Source organism: Candidatus Acidulodesulfobacterium sp. H_13 (assembly GCF_048541835.1).
Classification (GTDB): domain Bacteria; phylum SZUA-79; class SZUA-79; order Acidulodesulfobacterales; family Acidulodesulfobacteraceae; genus QIJE01.
This window is the reverse complement of record NZ_JBLEOY010000001.1, coordinates 563558-580292: the sequence shown is the minus strand read 5'-3', so window position 1 is coordinate 580292 and position 16735 is coordinate 563558. Positions and strand designations below refer to the sequence as shown.

The following is a 16735-nucleotide window of genomic DNA, read 5'->3' as shown; positions in this document are numbered from 1 at the left end:
ATCGTACATTATCTTATAATTAAGTTCTATTTCTTGAGAGTAATTTATGGAAAAAACTACCGACATTAGAAATGACGATGGGCATATGACGGCGTTTCCGGTGAATAAGGGATACCTTAAAAGGAAAAAAATTTACAACAACATTGCCGCGTTTTTTGCGGTAATAGCTTTTATAATAGGTTCTTTCCCCGTTTTTCATATTATATATGAAGCCATAGCGGTAGGACATCAATATCTCAACTGGAATTTTGTTTCTACGCTACCGACCGGTTTTCCGATAGGCGCTAAAGGGGGTATGCTGAATGCCATCATAGGAGACGTCTATCTTATCGTAATATCTTCTACTCTTGCTATTCCATTAGGAATCGGAACCGGCTTGTACCTATCTCTTTTCGGCAAAAAGAGGACAAACGGTATTCTAAGGCTTTTAAACGAACTTATGCTTGGAATTCCATCGGTCGTCTGGGGGATCGTCGGTTTTTACATTTTCTCCACAAACGCAGGACCGGGTTTTCATTTAGGATTTTCGGCGCTTGCCGGCGGACTTACGCTCGGTTTTATTATGACTCCTATTATTACGCTTCTTACCGAACAAGCGGTTAATCATATTCCGGCAAGCTATGTAGAGGGTGCCCTTGCCATGGGAGCGACAAAATGGCAGGCTACGGAAGCCGTCATAGTGAAGGCTGCGATGGGCGGTATTTTTATAGGGATTTTATTAGGTGTGATGAATATAATCGGGCAGACTGCCCCGCTTTTGTTCACTAACTATTATAACACCGGTTTACCTACCGGCGTTACCGGTTCCGGCGGAGCGGTGGGAGATATGGCTATGCTCATATTTATATATATTCACGAGCCGTCTAAAATACTACACTATAAAGCTGAAGCCGCATCGGTTGTGCTGCTTTTATTTATTTTAATTATAGATTTGGGGCTGAGGTTAATAAGCTATTTAACTAAGAGATTTATTTTATAGGGGAAATAAAAATAACATGCCTGAAAATAACACAAACGAAAGAGACATGGATAATATTATAGTAGATGTTAAAAACTTAAATTTTTTTTACGGAAGTTATCATCTTTTAAAGAATATTAATCTTTATTTTAAAAAAAATTCCGTATGTACGCTTCTTGGTCCGTCCGGTTGCGGCAAGTCTACATTCCTAAGAACTCTCAATAGAATGAATGACTATACTGAAGGATCTAAATTGACCGGAGAGGTTTTAATAAACGGAAAAAATATATACGATAAGTCCGTGGATGTCGTTGAATTAAGGAGAGATATAGGGATGGTATTTCAAAACCCCAATCCGTTCCCTAAGTCTATTTTCGACAATGTAGCCTTTGGATTAAAAATACACGGCATTAAAGACAAGGATTTTATAGTAGAACGTGTAGAAAAGTGTCTAAAATATTCAGCGCTTTACGATCAGGTAAAGGATAAACTCAATAAGCCGGCACTGTCTCTTTCGGGAGGGCAGCAGCAGAGGCTTTGCATAGCAAGGGCTATTGCAACTAATCCGTCTATACTTTTGATGGACGAGCCGACGGCTTATTTAGACCCGATATCGACGAGCGTTATTTTAGATTTGATAAATTCATTTAAAAAGTATTATACTATAATAGTTGCAAGTCATAATATTCAACAGGCGGGTAGAATTTCTGATTACAGCGGTTTTTTCTTAGACGGAGAACTTATAGAATTTAGCGAGGCGGGAAGTTTTTTTACGAGGCCTAAGGACAAAAGAACCGAGGATTTTATAACAAGCAGGTATTGATTTCATAATTAATTTTTAATATAAAATAATACTTTTATATGAAGAAAGGAGATTACAGTTGAATGTATTAGATGATGAAATTATGAAATTAAAAAAGGACGTTGTAGAGATGAGTACGCTTGTTAACTATCAGCTCAACAGCTCAATAAGGTTTTTGCTTGAAAAGGATAAAAAATTTGCCGAAGACACGATCAAAAACGATCTTAAAGTTAATTCTCTTGAAGTCGGTATAAATGAAAACTGTATAAAACTTCTCGCATTGTATCAACCAAAGGCTAAGGACCTTATGTTCATAACCACGTCTATGAAGATAATAACCGACCTTGAAAGGATGGCGGATTTATGTGCATCGGTGTGTCAAATCGGTCTCAAACTGACCGATAAAGCCTCATCGTCTTCCGGGGAATTTAAATGTATTTATTCTTATCTTGAGGATGCCGCTTCAAGGGGAGATGAAATGTTGAGAATGGTAATAAAAATGTATGCGGACGGCGTCAGAGAAAATTTAGGTTTGAAGGATATTATTATAAAAGACGAAAACGTTATAGACGTGTTATCTCACAAGATAGTAATAGATATCGTAAATACTTCTATTAAAAATTTGGCAGTTCTTGAAAACAATATAACGTATATATTTATTGCGCGAAAATATGAAAGATTTGCCGACCATGCCCAGAAGATTATGGAGCTGTTGTTCTATATGGATTTAGGCAAAGATTTAAGAAATTTACCAGAATTTTAGGATGAGTAAATATCTCATTATTTTACTTTTCCCCTAAGTATCTTGGATCCAATGCATTCCTTACCGCTTCCCCTATTAAATTAAAGCTCAGCACGGTTAATAAAATAGCAATTCCGGGGAAAAGAGTCAGCCACCATGCGACCATTATGTATGTTTTTCCGCCAGACAACATTCCGCCCCAACTCGGGGTAGGAGGCATTGTGCCTATTCCCAGAAAAGCAAGAGATGCCTGCGTCAGTATTGCCATCGCAATGCCGAGAGTTGCCGAAACCAAAATAGGAGTGATGGTATTGGGCATAATTTCGAAAAACATTATGTATCCGTCCGAAGCCCCTGCGGCCCTTGCGGCAAGTACATAGTCTTTTTCTCTATTTTGTATAAACTCCGCCCTGACGATTCTTGCGATTCCCATCCATGAAGTCAGGCCTATTATTATCATTATATTTATTATAGACGGTTTCAGTATGGCGCTTATTGCGAGAATTAAAAAGAACGAAGGGAAGGTCAGCATAATGTCTACGAATCTCATTAAAATTCCGTCGGTTATACCGGCGTAATAGCCTGCACATGCGCCTATCAAAACACCTACGAAAAGCGAGATGGAAACGGCTATGAAGCCGACTTCTATAGAAATTCTACTGCCGTAAATGAGTCTTGACAATGCATCTCTCCCAAGTTGGTCCGTTCCAAGCAGATGGGCGAAGGAGGGCGGCAGCAAGATTGCATTTACATCTATTTTGTCAGGATTATATGGGGTGATATATGGTGCAAGTATGGCTGTCAATATGATGGACAATATGAATATCAGCGAAACCAGAGCGAGCTTATTTTTTTTGAAGGCGTTGATAATTTCGTTCATGTGTTAACCCGGAATAAAAATTAGTTGTTCTATAGTTGTCATGAAATTATATTTAAATTATTGTATAATAAATTTGAACAGAAAATAAATATAAAAATGGGAATATATATAGCCAAAAGAATTTTATTTATGATACCTATTTTAATAGGTATCACGTTGGTATCTTTTTTCGTTATACATCTTGCGCCGGGAAACCCCTTGACGGAGCAGCTGGGTTTGAACCCTAAAGTATCCGCATCTTCAAGGTTAATGCTTGCAAAGTTGTACGGGTTGAATAAGCCGTTATTAACGCAGTATTTTGACTGGCTGAGAAGAATAACAACCCTTAATTTCGGCGTGTCGTTTACCGCAAATCATGAGCCTGTTATAACCGAAATTGAGCGGACGATAGGTATTACTATTCTCATCAATGCGCTGGCGACTATTTTTATATTTGTATTTTCCATACCGTTAGGCGTTATATCGGCGATAAAGCAGAACTCGTTTTTTGATAAGATTTCTACGGTTTTGGTATTTATAGGATTTGCGGCACCCTCTTTCTGGGTAGCGCTTCTTATGATTATTTTTTTTGGAATAGATTTGCATATTTTGCCTATAGGGGGTATAACCTCCGTGAATTACAATTTTCTTACGTGGTGGGGAAAGATTTTCGATATTGCGAAGCATCTTGCGATGCCGGTTTTTGTCGCCGGATTCGGAGGTATTGCCGGACTTTCAAGATACTTAAGAGGAAATATGCTTGAGGTTTACAGACAGGAATATATCATGACTGCAAGGGCTAAAGGGCTGAAGGAACAGGTTGTTATTTATAAACATGCCATGAAAAATGCACTTATACCTTTTATAACGATACTGGGATTAAGTATTCCGGGGCTTATAGGCGGCAGCGTGATAATAGAGACGATATTTGACATAAACGGAATGGGCAGGCTTTTTTATCAGAGCGTTCTCGCCCGCGACTATCCTACTATAATGGGTATATTGGTAATAGGAGCGGTGCTTACTCTTATCGGCAATCTTTTAGCCGACATAACTTATGCCATAGTTGATCCTCGGCTGCGCAATTGAATTTAAAATCATAATTATATGTTGAATCATATCGTCGTTATGCTACAATAACAAATAATATAAAAAGGTGATTAACATGAAAACTATAGTGACAGGCAAGCTTTTCTTATTTTTTTTAGTTGCGGGAATATCCGCCATTGCTTTAACCGGTTGCGCAACGACAAGGAGCATGCAAGGCAAACCCATCGTGCCGAATAAAGTTAATAAAATAATCAACGGAACTACAACCAAATCACAGTTGATTTCTATGTTGGGTTCTCCTTATTCAATAGAAAAAAAACCGCGGACCTCGAATACCGTAGTTTATAAATACAGGTTTTATTACAACGGATATACACATATTGGGAATGAAATACTTACTGCTTCTATGAAAAAATATGAACAGAAGCTCGACGTAGTCATAAAAAACGGGATAGTTATAGCATACAGTTTTACGGCCAAAGGAAATATTTCATTGAAAAACGTGCTGAATAACATTCAAAATTAAAACTAACTTTTAGATGAGCAAGATAAAATATGAATATCAAATTTACTAAACTTCACGGTGCAGGCAACGATTACCTGTATATTGACGCAATGAACGATCTTCCGGATCCTATATCTAACAATGATACCAATTTTTACAAGGAGTTGGCCATAAAGATAAGCGACAGGCATTTTGGAGTCGGGTCCGACGGTATTATAATAATATTGCCGCCGTCGGCAAAGGCAAGGAAGGATAGCGACGTTAAGGCGGATTTTCGCATGCGCGTGTTTAACGTCGACGGCTCGGAAGGAGAGATGTGTGGCAACGGCATAAGGTGCTTTGCAAAATATGTGTACGACTATAATCTTATTAATGAAAAGACTATAAATATAGAAACCCTTGCAGGGATAAAAATCGTGGAGCTTTTCTTGTCCAGCGACGTTGTAATGGATGTCAAGGTGTTTATGGGGTTTCCTGCATTTAAAACTGACAAAATCCCCGCATATTTTAAAAAGTCCGAAATTATTTTAGAGAAACTTACCGTCGGCGGGATGGATTTTGATATATCATGCGTTTCTATGGGTAATCCACACTGCGTTATATTCGTAAACGACGTAAAAGGTTTAGATGTAGGTTTTTACGGTCCCCTTGTCGAAAACGACAAACTTTTTCCGAAAAAGGTAAACGTGGAATTTGTTCAGGTTCAGGACCCTAAAAATGTCCTTGTAAGGACATGGGAAAGAGGGTCAGGGGAAACGCTGGCATGTGGAACCGGCGCATGTGCCGTATATTCAGTTATGAAAAAGATCGGCAAAATAAAGCAGAACGGTCTAAATGTGAACTTATACGGTGGAACCCTTAAGATATCAGGGGAGTTGACGGATGGTATTTATATGACCGGTCCGGCGGAAGAGGTATTTACCGGATATTATAACTTTACCTATAAGTAAAAAAAGGATACGGGCATTTTAATATAATGATATTCTTAATCTATCGTACATGCCGTATATATGACATATGCATAAGTTTTTTACCGCTATAATACTTACCTTTATTGCCTCGGCATTATTTAATTTAAAGCCGTCTTATTCTATTAATTTCGTCAACCTTTTAAAAATAAACAATTATCCCAGTATAAATTATTCAAACGAGATTTACTTTAAGAATGCTTATAAGGATTATAAACACGGCAATTATAAAAGGGCGGCCGGACTATTCTGGCTTTATACCGTAAAGGGAAGATTATTAAGGGGATATGCCCTCTACTATGAGGGGATATGCCTTTTAAAGCTTAAAGAGTACCGAAAGGCAAAATATGTTCTCTCAAAACTTATCGGTTCCGACGGAGGGGCCTTTTTTCATGAAAATGCGGTTTTTTATCTTGCGATTTCCGAGGGGGGAAGCGGTTATCCTTATTCCGAAATATCAAATTTGAAATATGTGACAAGATATTCCCTGAAACAGGGCTTGCGGTCGCGCTCAATGTTTAAAATATATGAGGTTTACCATAAGTTAAAGGAGTATGCCCGGGCAAATAAATATTTGTTAAAAACTTACATAGACTATCCGCTTTTTTCCAAGAAGCATAATATCCGTTTTAAGACGGCGAGCCTTACCGAGCCTCAAAAGATAAGGCGCGGAATCAATCTGTATTACGGTTCTTATTACTCCGAATCTCTTTCCGTTTTAAGGAAAGCGGGAGACCATGGTGAAAACGACATAAACAGGCGTATGAGATTTATAATCCTTAAAGATTTAGCGGGAATTAAAAGTCCTCTGTTTTTGAAGGACGTTAAAAGTTGCCTGAATAGCGATAATGATATAACATGTTATCGATATTACGGAGTAAAACGGTCGGAATTATTAAATCTTGAGGCATATTATTACTATCGCACATTGCACGATTCTCAAAAAGCCATTGATATTTTTAATAATACGGCGAGAAAATATGGTTATTTGAATAAAGATGCGATGAATGCATATAAAACAGTCGTCTGGAGCATGGTATTGAATAATTTAAAAAACGGAAGGCTCGTCAATGCCGCAAAAGTATTAAAGTCGTTTTTTATCGTAGACGATGCCGTAAACGAAAGTACCACAAAATTCCTTTTTTGGTATGGAGTTATTCTTAAAAAATTAGGATTTGTACATGAGGCCTCTTTTTATTTTAATATAATAAGGGGTTCCAAACTGCTCAGATATTCTTATTACGGCGTTATGTCCGTCGTTATGATAGACGGCAGCAGGGAAGGAATACGTTACGACAGGGCATACGGGATATCCGACAGCGGTAACAAGTTTGCGGATATGGCTTTTAAATATATGCCGGCATTAAGGATATATTTAAAAAAAAATCAGGAATTAAATATTAAGTTTAAAAGACTCAAGGCCTTTTTAAATTTGAAGCTTTATCATCTTGCAAACATTTCTACGCGAGGATTTATTTCCGAGCTTAGAAAACAGCGGTTCAGAAAGGTCAAACACGACGCCGCAAAGACGGGCACATATCCCGTCTATTCCGTCGAGAAATTAGCGGTTCCCGTGGTTTATATGCTTTATAAAACGAGAAATTACGAAGCGGCGATTAGCTTAGCCTCCAATTTGATTTATAATTTTAGATACAGATTTTTACTTTTGAATAAGCGATTTTTAACCGTTCTTTATCCGAGGCCGTATTATAATTATGTCCACAGGTATTCCGTCTCTTACGGCGTTCAGGCAAATCTTATTTATGCGATAATGAGGCAAGAAAGTCTTTACGATCCGACAAGCTATTCGAGTGCAGATGCCATCGGACTTATGCAGATAATACCCCCTACGGGCTATTATATTGCGAAACGGGTAGGGCGCTATGATTTTAATCCCGCTATGTTGTATAAAAAAAACGTCAACATAAATTTCGGCTCTTATTACCTGAAAATTTTGCTTAACAGATTTAATAACAGAAAATATTTGGCGATAGCGTCTTATAATGCGGGACCCCTTGCCGTTGCATACTGGAAAAACAATTTGCCGAAAAAATACGACCCTTCTCTATTTATAGAATTGATTCCGGTTAAACAGACGAGGCATTATGTAAAGGCGGTTCTGGCTAATTACTATATCTATAATTTAATATACGGGCATTATTAAATGATGTCAAATTTTCGTTTGAATTTAAAGCATTAAATATTTTAACAAATATTAGGATCCAATATCGCAATGAAAAACGATTTAGAGGCAAAGAAAAGAATAGACGAATTGACCGATGCCGTAAACTACCATAATTACCGTTATTATATGTTGGAAGACCCCGTTATTTCCGATTACGAGTTTGACGGATTAATTAAGGAACTTGCGGAATTGGAAGACGAATACCCGCAATATGCGAGGGAAGATTCACCGTCTAAAAGGATCGGCGGGGCTGTAAGCGAAAAATTCAGTCAGGTTAAGCATGGTACTCACATGCTTTCTTTAAGCAATACCTATTCCAAAGACGACGTCATAGATTTTGACGGCAGGATTAAGAGATTTCTGGGATATGATATCGATGCTGAAATAGAATACGAGTGCGAGCTTAAATTTGACGGTCTTGCGGTGGAGCTTGTCTATGAAAATGCCGTTTTGGTTCAGGGTTCTACGAGGGGTGACGGGATAACAGGCGAAGACGTAACGGTAAATTTGAGGACTATACGCACTGTACCGCTCAGGCTTTACAAGGATATTGGCCATTTAGAAGTACGGGGTGAGGTTATAATGGACAAGAACGGTTTTAAGAAACTTAACAAAGAAAGGATTAAGAACGGCCTCAGCCCTTTTGCCAATCCGCGCAATGCCGCTTCCGGCAGCATAAGACAGCTTGATTCTAAAATTACGTCAAATCGGAATCTCGTTATGTTTGGATATGGCATAGGGGGCTGTTCGAAGGAATTAACCTTTAAGACTCAAATAGAATTGATGGATAAATTAAAATCTCTCGGAATAAACATAGATAAAAACATAAGGGTTGTAATGGGCATAAGGGGTGCCTTGGATTTTTTCGACGATATTGCAAAAATAAGGGATGCATTGCCGTTTGAAATAGACGGTATCGTTATAAAGGTAAACGATATTTTACTTCAGAAGCAATTAGGCGAAATATCCAAAAGCCCAAGATGGGCGGCCGCTTATAAGTTTTCTGCAAAACAGGAGATTTCAAGCATAGTCGATATTGAAATTTCCGTCGGCAGAACGGGAATACTGACGCCTGTTGCAATTTTAGACCCCGTAAATATAGGCGGAGTCGTCGTGAGAAGGGCAACGCTTCATAATCAGGACGAAATAAATAAAAAAAACATCGACATAGGGGACAGGGTCTTAGTGGAGAGATCCGGAGACGTTATTCCGGAAGTAATAAAGGTAATTTCAAAGGGGGAGCGCAGCGGTGCTTTTGAGCTTCCGGATAAATGCCCCTGCTGCCGCGCCGACATCATAATAGACGGAGCGGCATATAGATGCATGAACGAGTTGTCGTGTCCGTGTCAGATTAAAGGGATTATAGTTCATTTTGCTTCCAAGAGAGCAATGGACATAGAAGGTCTCGGCGAAAAAGCAGTAGATAAGTTAGTTGATGCGGGGTTAATAAAAAACGTTTTGGACATTTATTATTTAAAACGGGGTGATATCGGCAGTATGGACGGCTTCGGCAAAAAATCGGAAGAAAATCTCCTTAATGCTATTGAAAAATCCAAGAATATATCATATGATAGATTTATTTACGCACTCGGCATAAGACATGTCGGCGAGCATATCGCAGGCTTGCTCGTAAAATATTTTGGGGACGTAAACGCAATTAAAAACGCAACTATCGAGGACCTTTCTTCTAAGTTCGGCATAGGCGAAGAAATAGGAAAGTCTATATATAGTTTCTTTCGTGAAGAGTCTAATGTCAATATTATAAACGGACTTTTTGAAGTCGGCGTCGCACCTTATATTGCCGATGTTCCGAAGGAGAAGGCAGACGGTGGCGGGGTTTTCGGCAAAAGTTTTATTTTTACCGGTAAATTTGATGATTTTACCAGAGACGAAGCGGAGAGATTGGTCAAAAATATGGGCGGCAACGTAGAAAAGGCAGTTAAGAAGAAATTAGATTACGTCGTGGCTGGTTCTAACCCCGGTTCTAAATATGATAAAGCCCTCAAACTACACCTCAACATAATAAACGAGAATGATTTTAAAGAATTGATTAATAAATAATTTTTTTAACAGGTGAAATTATGATGAAGTTAAAGCATTTTATTGAGAGTAAGGTATCATTTATTTTTTTCGGACTATTTATTTTTTGTTTATTTTCCGTTCTACCTGCCTACGTTAATTCTGCCAGTGCCTTTGTTGCACCGAAACTTACGGGCAATATCTCCGTGGGTAATTTTCCTTACGGAGTAACGTTTTCGCCTAACGGCAATTACGTTCTTGTTGCAAATTCCGACGACAATACGGTTTCGGTCCTGAGTATGGCTACCAAGGGGGTGGTTGCATCCATTAAAGTAGGATCCCGTCCCACAGGGGTTGCGGTTGCACCCTCGCTAACCTTTGCCTATGTGTGTAACACGGCTTCAGGTAATGTCAGTCTGTTGAATATGTCGACTTTTACTAAGGCGCTTAACATAAATACGGGAGGTAGTCCTGTTAATGTCGTATTCACGCCGGATTCAAAGCTGGCTTTTGTTACTAATATTCATAATAACAGGGTTGACGTAATTAATACGATACGCAATATCGTGATTAAAAAGATTTCAGTCGGTAAGAGCCCTCAAGGCATTGCCGTTTCCCCTAACGGAAAAATAGTCGTCGTAACGAATGCCGGCGGTTCCTCGCTTTCCGTTATAAACGTGTCTTCGCTTAGCGTTATCAGGACTATACACACGGGTAAGAATCCCACTTCAGTTGCATTTTCTTCGAAGTTTTCTCCGAAAGATTATCTTTACGTAGCTTCGGGTAAAGAAAATAAGATTTATGTTTATAATGCTAAAGATTTTGCACGGATAACAAGCTTTAAGACATTAGCCGACCCATCTTCTATAGCGTTAACCCCCGACGGAACTATGCTTTTTGCGGTAAATTATCAAGATATGGCGGTTTCCGTATACAATGCAATAAGCTTTAATCACATAGAAACAATAAAACTGCCTGTCGGGCCGATGAACGTAGCCATTTCTCCGGACGGCAGTACTGCACTCGTAACCGTTACCTCCAATTCAAGTGCGGCCTTTATAAAAATCAAAAAGCCGACTGTCGTATATGCCAAAGTTGCGCCCGTTTCTTCCGTAGTAACGGGAATACCCGGGGCGGCCGTTACATCGCATTACTCGCGGTCATCCGTCGTATCCGGGGAGAGGTTGTTTAAATATATGCCGTCTGCAAGCTATATTCCAAAACCGTTTGGAAAACTTGCGACCGTTTATACCGGCAAGGGTCCGACCGCAGAGGCAATAACACCGGACGGCAAGTATCTTTACGTCATAAATACTCAGGATGCCACATTAAGCGTTATAGACGTGGCGAAAGAAGAGGTGGTTAAAACAATTAAAGTCGGAGATTATCCGTCCGCCGTCTCTATTTCTCCCGACGGGCATTACTGTTTTGTGGTAAATTCCGGCACTAATACGGTAACGATAATTTCTACGGGTAATTACTATTGATAAAAAGAAATCTCTATATCTTATTTAAGGCAATACCGTTTATAATATTTATACTTTTTACTCAGAAAAGATTTGTAATTTTAGGCAAAAGACGGAGTTTAAGTGAGAAATATCACCTAAACTCCGCAAGAAGACTGACTAAAATAATAGCATCGTTAGGACCTACTTTTATAAAATTGGCCCAGATTATATCCACGAGGGCGGATTTCATACCGGCAACTTATTTAGAAGCGCTTTCAACGCTGCAGGATAAAGTCCCCCCCGTCTCTTTTTCTAAAGTAAAGCCTGTTATGGAAAAGGGTTTGGGCAGTAAAATAAGCGAAATATTTGAAGAATTCTGCGAAGAACCCTTGGCCGCCGCATCCGTCGCTCAAGTTTATAAGGCGGTATATAACGGCAAAGACGTTATCGTCAAGGTTATACGGCCGGACATAGAGAAGAACGTCAGAATAGATATGGTAACATTGAGAAGCGTTTTGAACCTGCTGAGAATCTTCTTCCCTCAAAATAAATCTATGCAGTCTATTTCCGTCGTGCTAAGGGAATTTAGCGTTACTATATACGAAGAAATGGATTTAATGCATGAAACAAAAAACATGAAGGAATTCAGAAAGATTGCTAAGAGGCTCAATTTTATTATAATACCTAAGACTTATCCCGAACTAAATTCCAAAAATATTTTAGTCATGGATTTCCATAATGGCGTTAAAATAACAAGTTTTGAGAAATTAAGAAAAAACGGACTTGACCCGAAAAAGATTATTGATAGGCTTGTAGAATTCTATCTATATCAATCTTTAGTCAGTGGTATCATACATGCCGACCCTCATCCTGGAAATATTTTAGTGAACGAAGAGGGTAAAATAGTAATGTTAGATTTCGGTCTTGTAGTTCATATATCCGAAGACACGAAACAGAATCTTATAAAAGCCGTCCTTGCAGGCATTAACAAGGATATTTCCGGCATAATAGATGCTTATTATGTCCTCGGTATAATAAACAAAGAGGTTTCCCATCAGTTATTAGAAAAGATGGCGAGGAAACTATATAGTGTTCTCGATCAGAAAGATATCTCCAATAAAAAAATTCAGGATATAATGACCGAAATAATGAGAAGTTTTTATGCTTTTCCTTTTGAACTTCCGCAAAATCTTGTGTATATATTTAAAACGGTAACGCTTCTCGAGGGTATCGGTACGGCCTATGATCCGTCTTATAATCTTGTCAAGGATATGGTTCCGGTTGCAAAAAAATATATAAAGGAGACGCCCTTAGGGGAGAGCATGTCGCCGGTCAATATTATTAAAAATGCTTTTAATCAGGTAAAAGAGCTTGTAAGCGATACCGGAAGATTAATACGCGCCGCATATGCGGAAGAATTCAAGGTAAAAATACATCCGACCAACGTCTCCAACTTAGAGAATTTCTTGATTCACATAATGAAGAGGCTGATTGCTTCAATCGTAGGCTGCTTTATAGGAGCGATATCCGCTCTGGTTTTTATAGAGAATAAAAATGTATATTTATTAATAGCGGGGCTTTCGGTAGCGGCACTTATTATTTTTATTTCTCTCAGCCTGCCCATAAAGACCACGTACGGTTATTCAACTATTTTAGACATATTCAGGCATAAAAACGACGATTAAACAGCCCAAAATAGATAGTTAGCGTTTCGGTTAAATTTTATATAATTATCCTATGAATTCAGACAAAAATAAAAAGGTAAAAAACGTCGGTGCCCTTGTACTTGCGGGGGGACTTGGGACGAGGATGAAATCCGAAGCCCCCAAAGCCCTATTAAATCTGTTAGAGAACCCCCTTATATTTTATTCGATTGAATCACTTATAAACGTCGGGAAGTATTTTAATATCCGCAGGGGTTCCGAATATAGAGTTTTATTGGATGAAATAGGTATTGTAATAGGGCATAAGGGCGATCTCGTAAAAAAATATTTTTTAGAGGAAAAAAGATTCAAAACGAAGAGACTATCGTTTGATTTTGCCTCTCAGAAAAATTATCTTGGAACCGGAGACGCAGTATTAAGGGCATTAGAATCGAATATGTTTTCGGATAAAAGCGATCTCTTGATTCTTCCGTGCGATATGCCGTTAATAGAGATGAAAACTTATATCGGAATGATGAAGTTTCATTTGGATAACGACAATGATTTAACCGTTCTTTCGGTAGAAGCGGAGGATCCCTATTCTTACGGCAGAATTTTGAGGGATAACAAGGGGTTTGCGGAGAAAATCGTCGAAGAAAAGGAATTGTGCGATCATCCGCCGGAGACCGCCGAGGTTAAAGAGATTAACTCCGGTATCTATATAATCAGATTAGATTATTTAGAAAAACTGATAAAGCTGATAAAACCCAACAACCGCAAGAAAGAATTTTATCTCACTGATATCGTAAATATTTTTTATAAGGCAGGTTTAAAGACCCGTTGTTATAAGCATCATGATAGTTTGGAATTTATCGGGGTTAATTCTAAGCCGGATATGATTAAAGCGCAAAAGATATTGCAGGGCAGGGTTATTGGCAATTTGGCGGAAGAGGGCATAAATTTTATATCGACTGATAATATATATATAGGTTATAATGTAAAAATAGGGAAGAACTCAATTATATACCCCGGCGTTTTTATTTCAGGAAAAAGTTTTTTATCTAACGATGTTGTAGTGGAGAACGGATGCGTTATAAAAGATTCCGTTATATTCGAAAAATCAGAGATAAAAAGCTATAGCGTTATAGAAAAAGCCACTATCATGAATGGTGTTCAAATAGGGCCGTTTGCGCGATTAAGGCCGGATTCGTCGATACTTGAGGGTAGTAAAATCGGCAATTTCGTAGAAGTAAAAAAATCGACGATAGGCAAAAACAGCAAGGCATCACACCTGAGTTACATAGGGGATGCGGAGATAGGCGCCGGTGTCAATATAGGCGCCGGTGTTATAACGTGTAATTATGACGGGGCAAAAAAGCATAAGACCGTTATCGGAGACGGCTGTTTCATAGGCTCTGATTCTCAGTTGGTAGCTCCGGTAAAGATAGGCGCCGGTTCATATGTCGGGGCCGGTTCAACTATTATTAAAGATGTACCCGCTGACTCTCTTGCCGTATCTCGGACAGTTCAAAAAAATATACCCGGATGGGTCTCAAAAAGAGTGAAAAAAAAGGCCGAAGCGAAAGATAAACGGATAAAGGATAAAAAGGGAGAGATGTGAAAATATGTGCGGTATAATGGGTTTTTCCGGCGATATCAGGGGAGATAGTTCGGTAGATATCGTATTAAACGGTCTTAAAAATCTTGAATATAGGGGCTACGATTCCTCGGGTATTGCTTATTGCGACAATATTGAAAAGAAAATAAAATGCGTTAAAAAATCAGGAAAGCTTACAAATCTGTCCGCCGCATTCCGATGCGTAAAATCGCCTAAGTCGAATATTGCGATAGGGCATATAAGATGGGCTACACACGGTAAACCGACGGAAGAAAATGCTCATCCCCATATGGATTGTTCTGGCAACATCGCTATCGTTCATAACGGGATAATCGAGAATTACACTGTTTTAAGGGAGAGGCTTATTAAGGAAGGGCATAAAATAGCTACCCCTACCGATTCAGAGGTCATAGCCCATTTAATAGAATATTATATTAACGAAGGCAGGTCTTTTCGTGAAGCCGTGAGGCTTTCTGCCCTTGAGCTTTTCGGTTCTTTTGCTTTTTTGGCGTTAAATGCTTCGGAAAAAAGCATTGCCGCCGTTAAATACGGTCCGCAGTTAGTGTTGGCGCAAAAGGACAACAATATTTATTTCGCTAGCGATGTTTCTCCGCTTATGGAATATTCCGAAGACGTAATATATCTAAAAAATTCAGAAATAGCATATTTTTGCGATGGAAAATTAGAAATTACTACATTTAAGGGGAAAAAGATAAAAAAGACCCCTACAAAAATAGGCTGGAATGCCTCGAAGTCTGCAAAATCCGGTTTTTCTCATTTTATGCAGAAAGAGATATTTGAACAGCCCGCTTGTCTCTTAGATGCTTTTTCGTCGAGAGTCGTGTTCGGGGGAAATAATAATATCGCCGGCAAGAATAAGAAAATAACGAAATTAGACAATATTGACATATTTTCCGATATAAAAATTTCGATAGAAAATATGAAGCTTACTAAAAACGATATAAAAAATGCATCTAAAATTGTTTTTACCGCCTGCGGTTCTTCTTATTATGCCGCTCTTGCAATCAAATATATGATAGAAACCATTTGCAATATTCCGGTAATAACGGAATATGGTTCGGAATTAAGATATGAAAACTTTCCTATTTCAAAGGGAGATATTTTCGTCGGCATTTCTCAGTCCGGCGAGACGGCAGATACCAACAGCGCTTTAGGGATTGCAAAGGCTAAACATGCCGGTATATTGTCCATTACTAATGTACCCGGTTCGCAAATAACCGCGATGTCCAACAAGGGGGTCATATATACGCATGCCGGTCCCGAAATAGGGGTAGCGTCCACAAAGGCTTTTACTGCACAACTTTTATGCGGTTTGCTTTTGGCTTTTTATATAAGGGAAAGGACGGGATTTGTTCCGCATTTAAAAGATATAAACGTTGAAAACATTTTTAGCGATATGGTGGAATTGCCGAAAAAGGTGGAGCAAATTTTGCTTATGGATGAAATGTTTAAAGAAATAGCAAAAAAATATTATAAAAGTTCAAACTTTTTATATATGGGAAGGGGAATACTCTACCCCATAGCCCTTGAGGGGGCATTAAAATTAAAGGAGATTTCTTATATTCACGCCGAGGGTTATCCCGCCGGGGAGATGAAGCATGGACCGATTGCGTTAGTGGACGAGAATATGCCTGTTTTGTTCCTTTTATCGGATAATATGCTTGCCCCTAAAACCATATCGAACATGGAAGAAATAAAAGCGCGGGGCGGTAAGATTATTGCCGTTTCCGACTATGAACCCGATATAGGAGAGCTTTCGGACTTAATAAAAATACCGAAAATTTCAGAGGTGTTAAGCCCCATACTTTATACCGTCCCCCTTCAGCTTTTAGCTTATCATATTGCCGAGCTTAAAGGAACGGACATAGATCAGCCGAGAAATTTAGCAAAAAGCGTAACGGTAGAATAATTAATAAA

The 16735-nt window shown here is 38.7% G+C and carries 13 protein-coding genes; 12 read left to right on the top strand and 1 reads right to left on the bottom strand.

Annotation, left to right across the window (positions count from 1 at the left end):
• The first annotated feature begins 46 nt into the window (after positions 1-46).
• The 3 genes from ACMCNP_RS02850 to phoU are packed head-to-tail and all read left to right on the top strand — an operon-like array spanning position 47 to position 2523.
• Positions 47-979, top strand: coding sequence for a PstA family ABC transporter permease (locus tag ACMCNP_RS02850; RefSeq protein ID WP_419313562.1), 933 nt, complete (start codon positions 47-49; stop codon positions 977-979).
• Between the two features lie 46 nt (positions 980-1025).
• On the top strand, positions 1026-1781 hold the full coding sequence (gene pstB / locus ACMCNP_RS02845; RefSeq protein WP_419314357.1) for a phosphate ABC transporter ATP-binding protein PstB: 756 nt from the start codon (positions 1026-1028) through the stop codon (positions 1779-1781).
• 58 nt (positions 1782-1839) lie between these two features.
• The gene (gene phoU, locus ACMCNP_RS02840; protein WP_419313559.1) at positions 1840-2523 is read left to right on the top strand and encodes a phosphate signaling complex protein PhoU; all 684 of its coding nucleotides are present in this window, start codon (positions 1840-1842) and stop codon (positions 2521-2523) included.
• 22 nt (positions 2524-2545) lie between these two features.
• Here the strand turns inward: phoU and ACMCNP_RS02835 are convergent, their stop codons facing one another.
• Positions 2546-3382, bottom strand: a complete 837-nt coding sequence (locus ACMCNP_RS02835) for an ABC transporter permease (RefSeq protein WP_419313557.1) — start codon at positions 3380-3382, stop codon at positions 2546-2548.
• Between the two features lie 96 nt (positions 3383-3478).
• Between ACMCNP_RS02835 and ACMCNP_RS02830 the strand changes: the two genes are divergently transcribed.
• From ACMCNP_RS02830 to glmS, 9 genes are all read left to right on the top strand, one after another.
• Positions 3479-4450 (top strand): ABC transporter permease, encoded by a 972-nt coding sequence (locus ACMCNP_RS02830; RefSeq protein ID WP_419313554.1) that lies wholly within the window; start codon positions 3479-3481, stop codon positions 4448-4450.
• 76 nt (positions 4451-4526) lie between these two features.
• Positions 4527-4937: a hypothetical protein gene (locus tag ACMCNP_RS02825; protein WP_419313552.1), complete on the top strand. Its 411-nt coding sequence runs from the start codon at positions 4527-4529 to the stop codon at positions 4935-4937.
• Between the two features lie 29 nt (positions 4938-4966).
• Positions 4967-5866: a diaminopimelate epimerase gene (gene dapF / locus ACMCNP_RS02820; RefSeq protein ID WP_419313550.1), complete on the top strand. Its 900-nt coding sequence runs from the start codon at positions 4967-4969 to the stop codon at positions 5864-5866.
• A 67-nt stretch (positions 5867-5933) separates the two neighbouring features.
• Positions 5934-8048 carry a lytic transglycosylase domain-containing protein gene (locus tag ACMCNP_RS02815; protein WP_419313548.1) on the top strand — a complete coding sequence of 705 codons (2115 nt, stop codon included), beginning with the start codon at positions 5934-5936 and terminating at the stop codon, positions 8046-8048.
• Positions 8049-8117: 69 nt separating this feature from the next.
• Positions 8118-10130 carry an NAD-dependent DNA ligase LigA gene (ligA, locus tag ACMCNP_RS02810; RefSeq protein ID WP_419313546.1) on the top strand — a complete coding sequence of 671 codons (2013 nt, stop codon included), beginning with the start codon at positions 8118-8120 and terminating at the stop codon, positions 10128-10130.
• A gap of 20 nt (positions 10131-10150) precedes the next feature.
• Positions 10151-11575 (top strand): beta-propeller fold lactonase family protein, encoded by a 1425-nt coding sequence (locus tag ACMCNP_RS02805; RefSeq protein ID WP_419313544.1) that lies wholly within the window; start codon positions 10151-10153, stop codon positions 11573-11575.
• Positions 11572-13221, top strand: coding sequence for an ABC1 kinase family protein (locus tag ACMCNP_RS02800; RefSeq protein ID WP_419313542.1), 1650 nt, complete (start codon positions 11572-11574; stop codon positions 13219-13221). Before ACMCNP_RS02805 ends, ACMCNP_RS02800 begins: the two co-directional genes overlap by 4 nt.
• A gap of 52 nt (positions 13222-13273) precedes the next feature.
• Positions 13274-14800 (top strand): bifunctional UDP-N-acetylglucosamine diphosphorylase/glucosamine-1-phosphate N-acetyltransferase GlmU, encoded by a 1527-nt coding sequence (gene glmU / locus ACMCNP_RS02795; protein WP_419313539.1) that lies wholly within the window; start codon positions 13274-13276, stop codon positions 14798-14800.
• A 4-nt stretch (positions 14801-14804) separates the two neighbouring features.
• Positions 14805-16727, top strand: a complete 1923-nt coding sequence (gene glmS, locus ACMCNP_RS02790; RefSeq protein ID WP_419313537.1) for a glutamine--fructose-6-phosphate transaminase (isomerizing) — start codon at positions 14805-14807, stop codon at positions 16725-16727.
• Positions 16728-16735 lie beyond the last annotated feature (8 nt).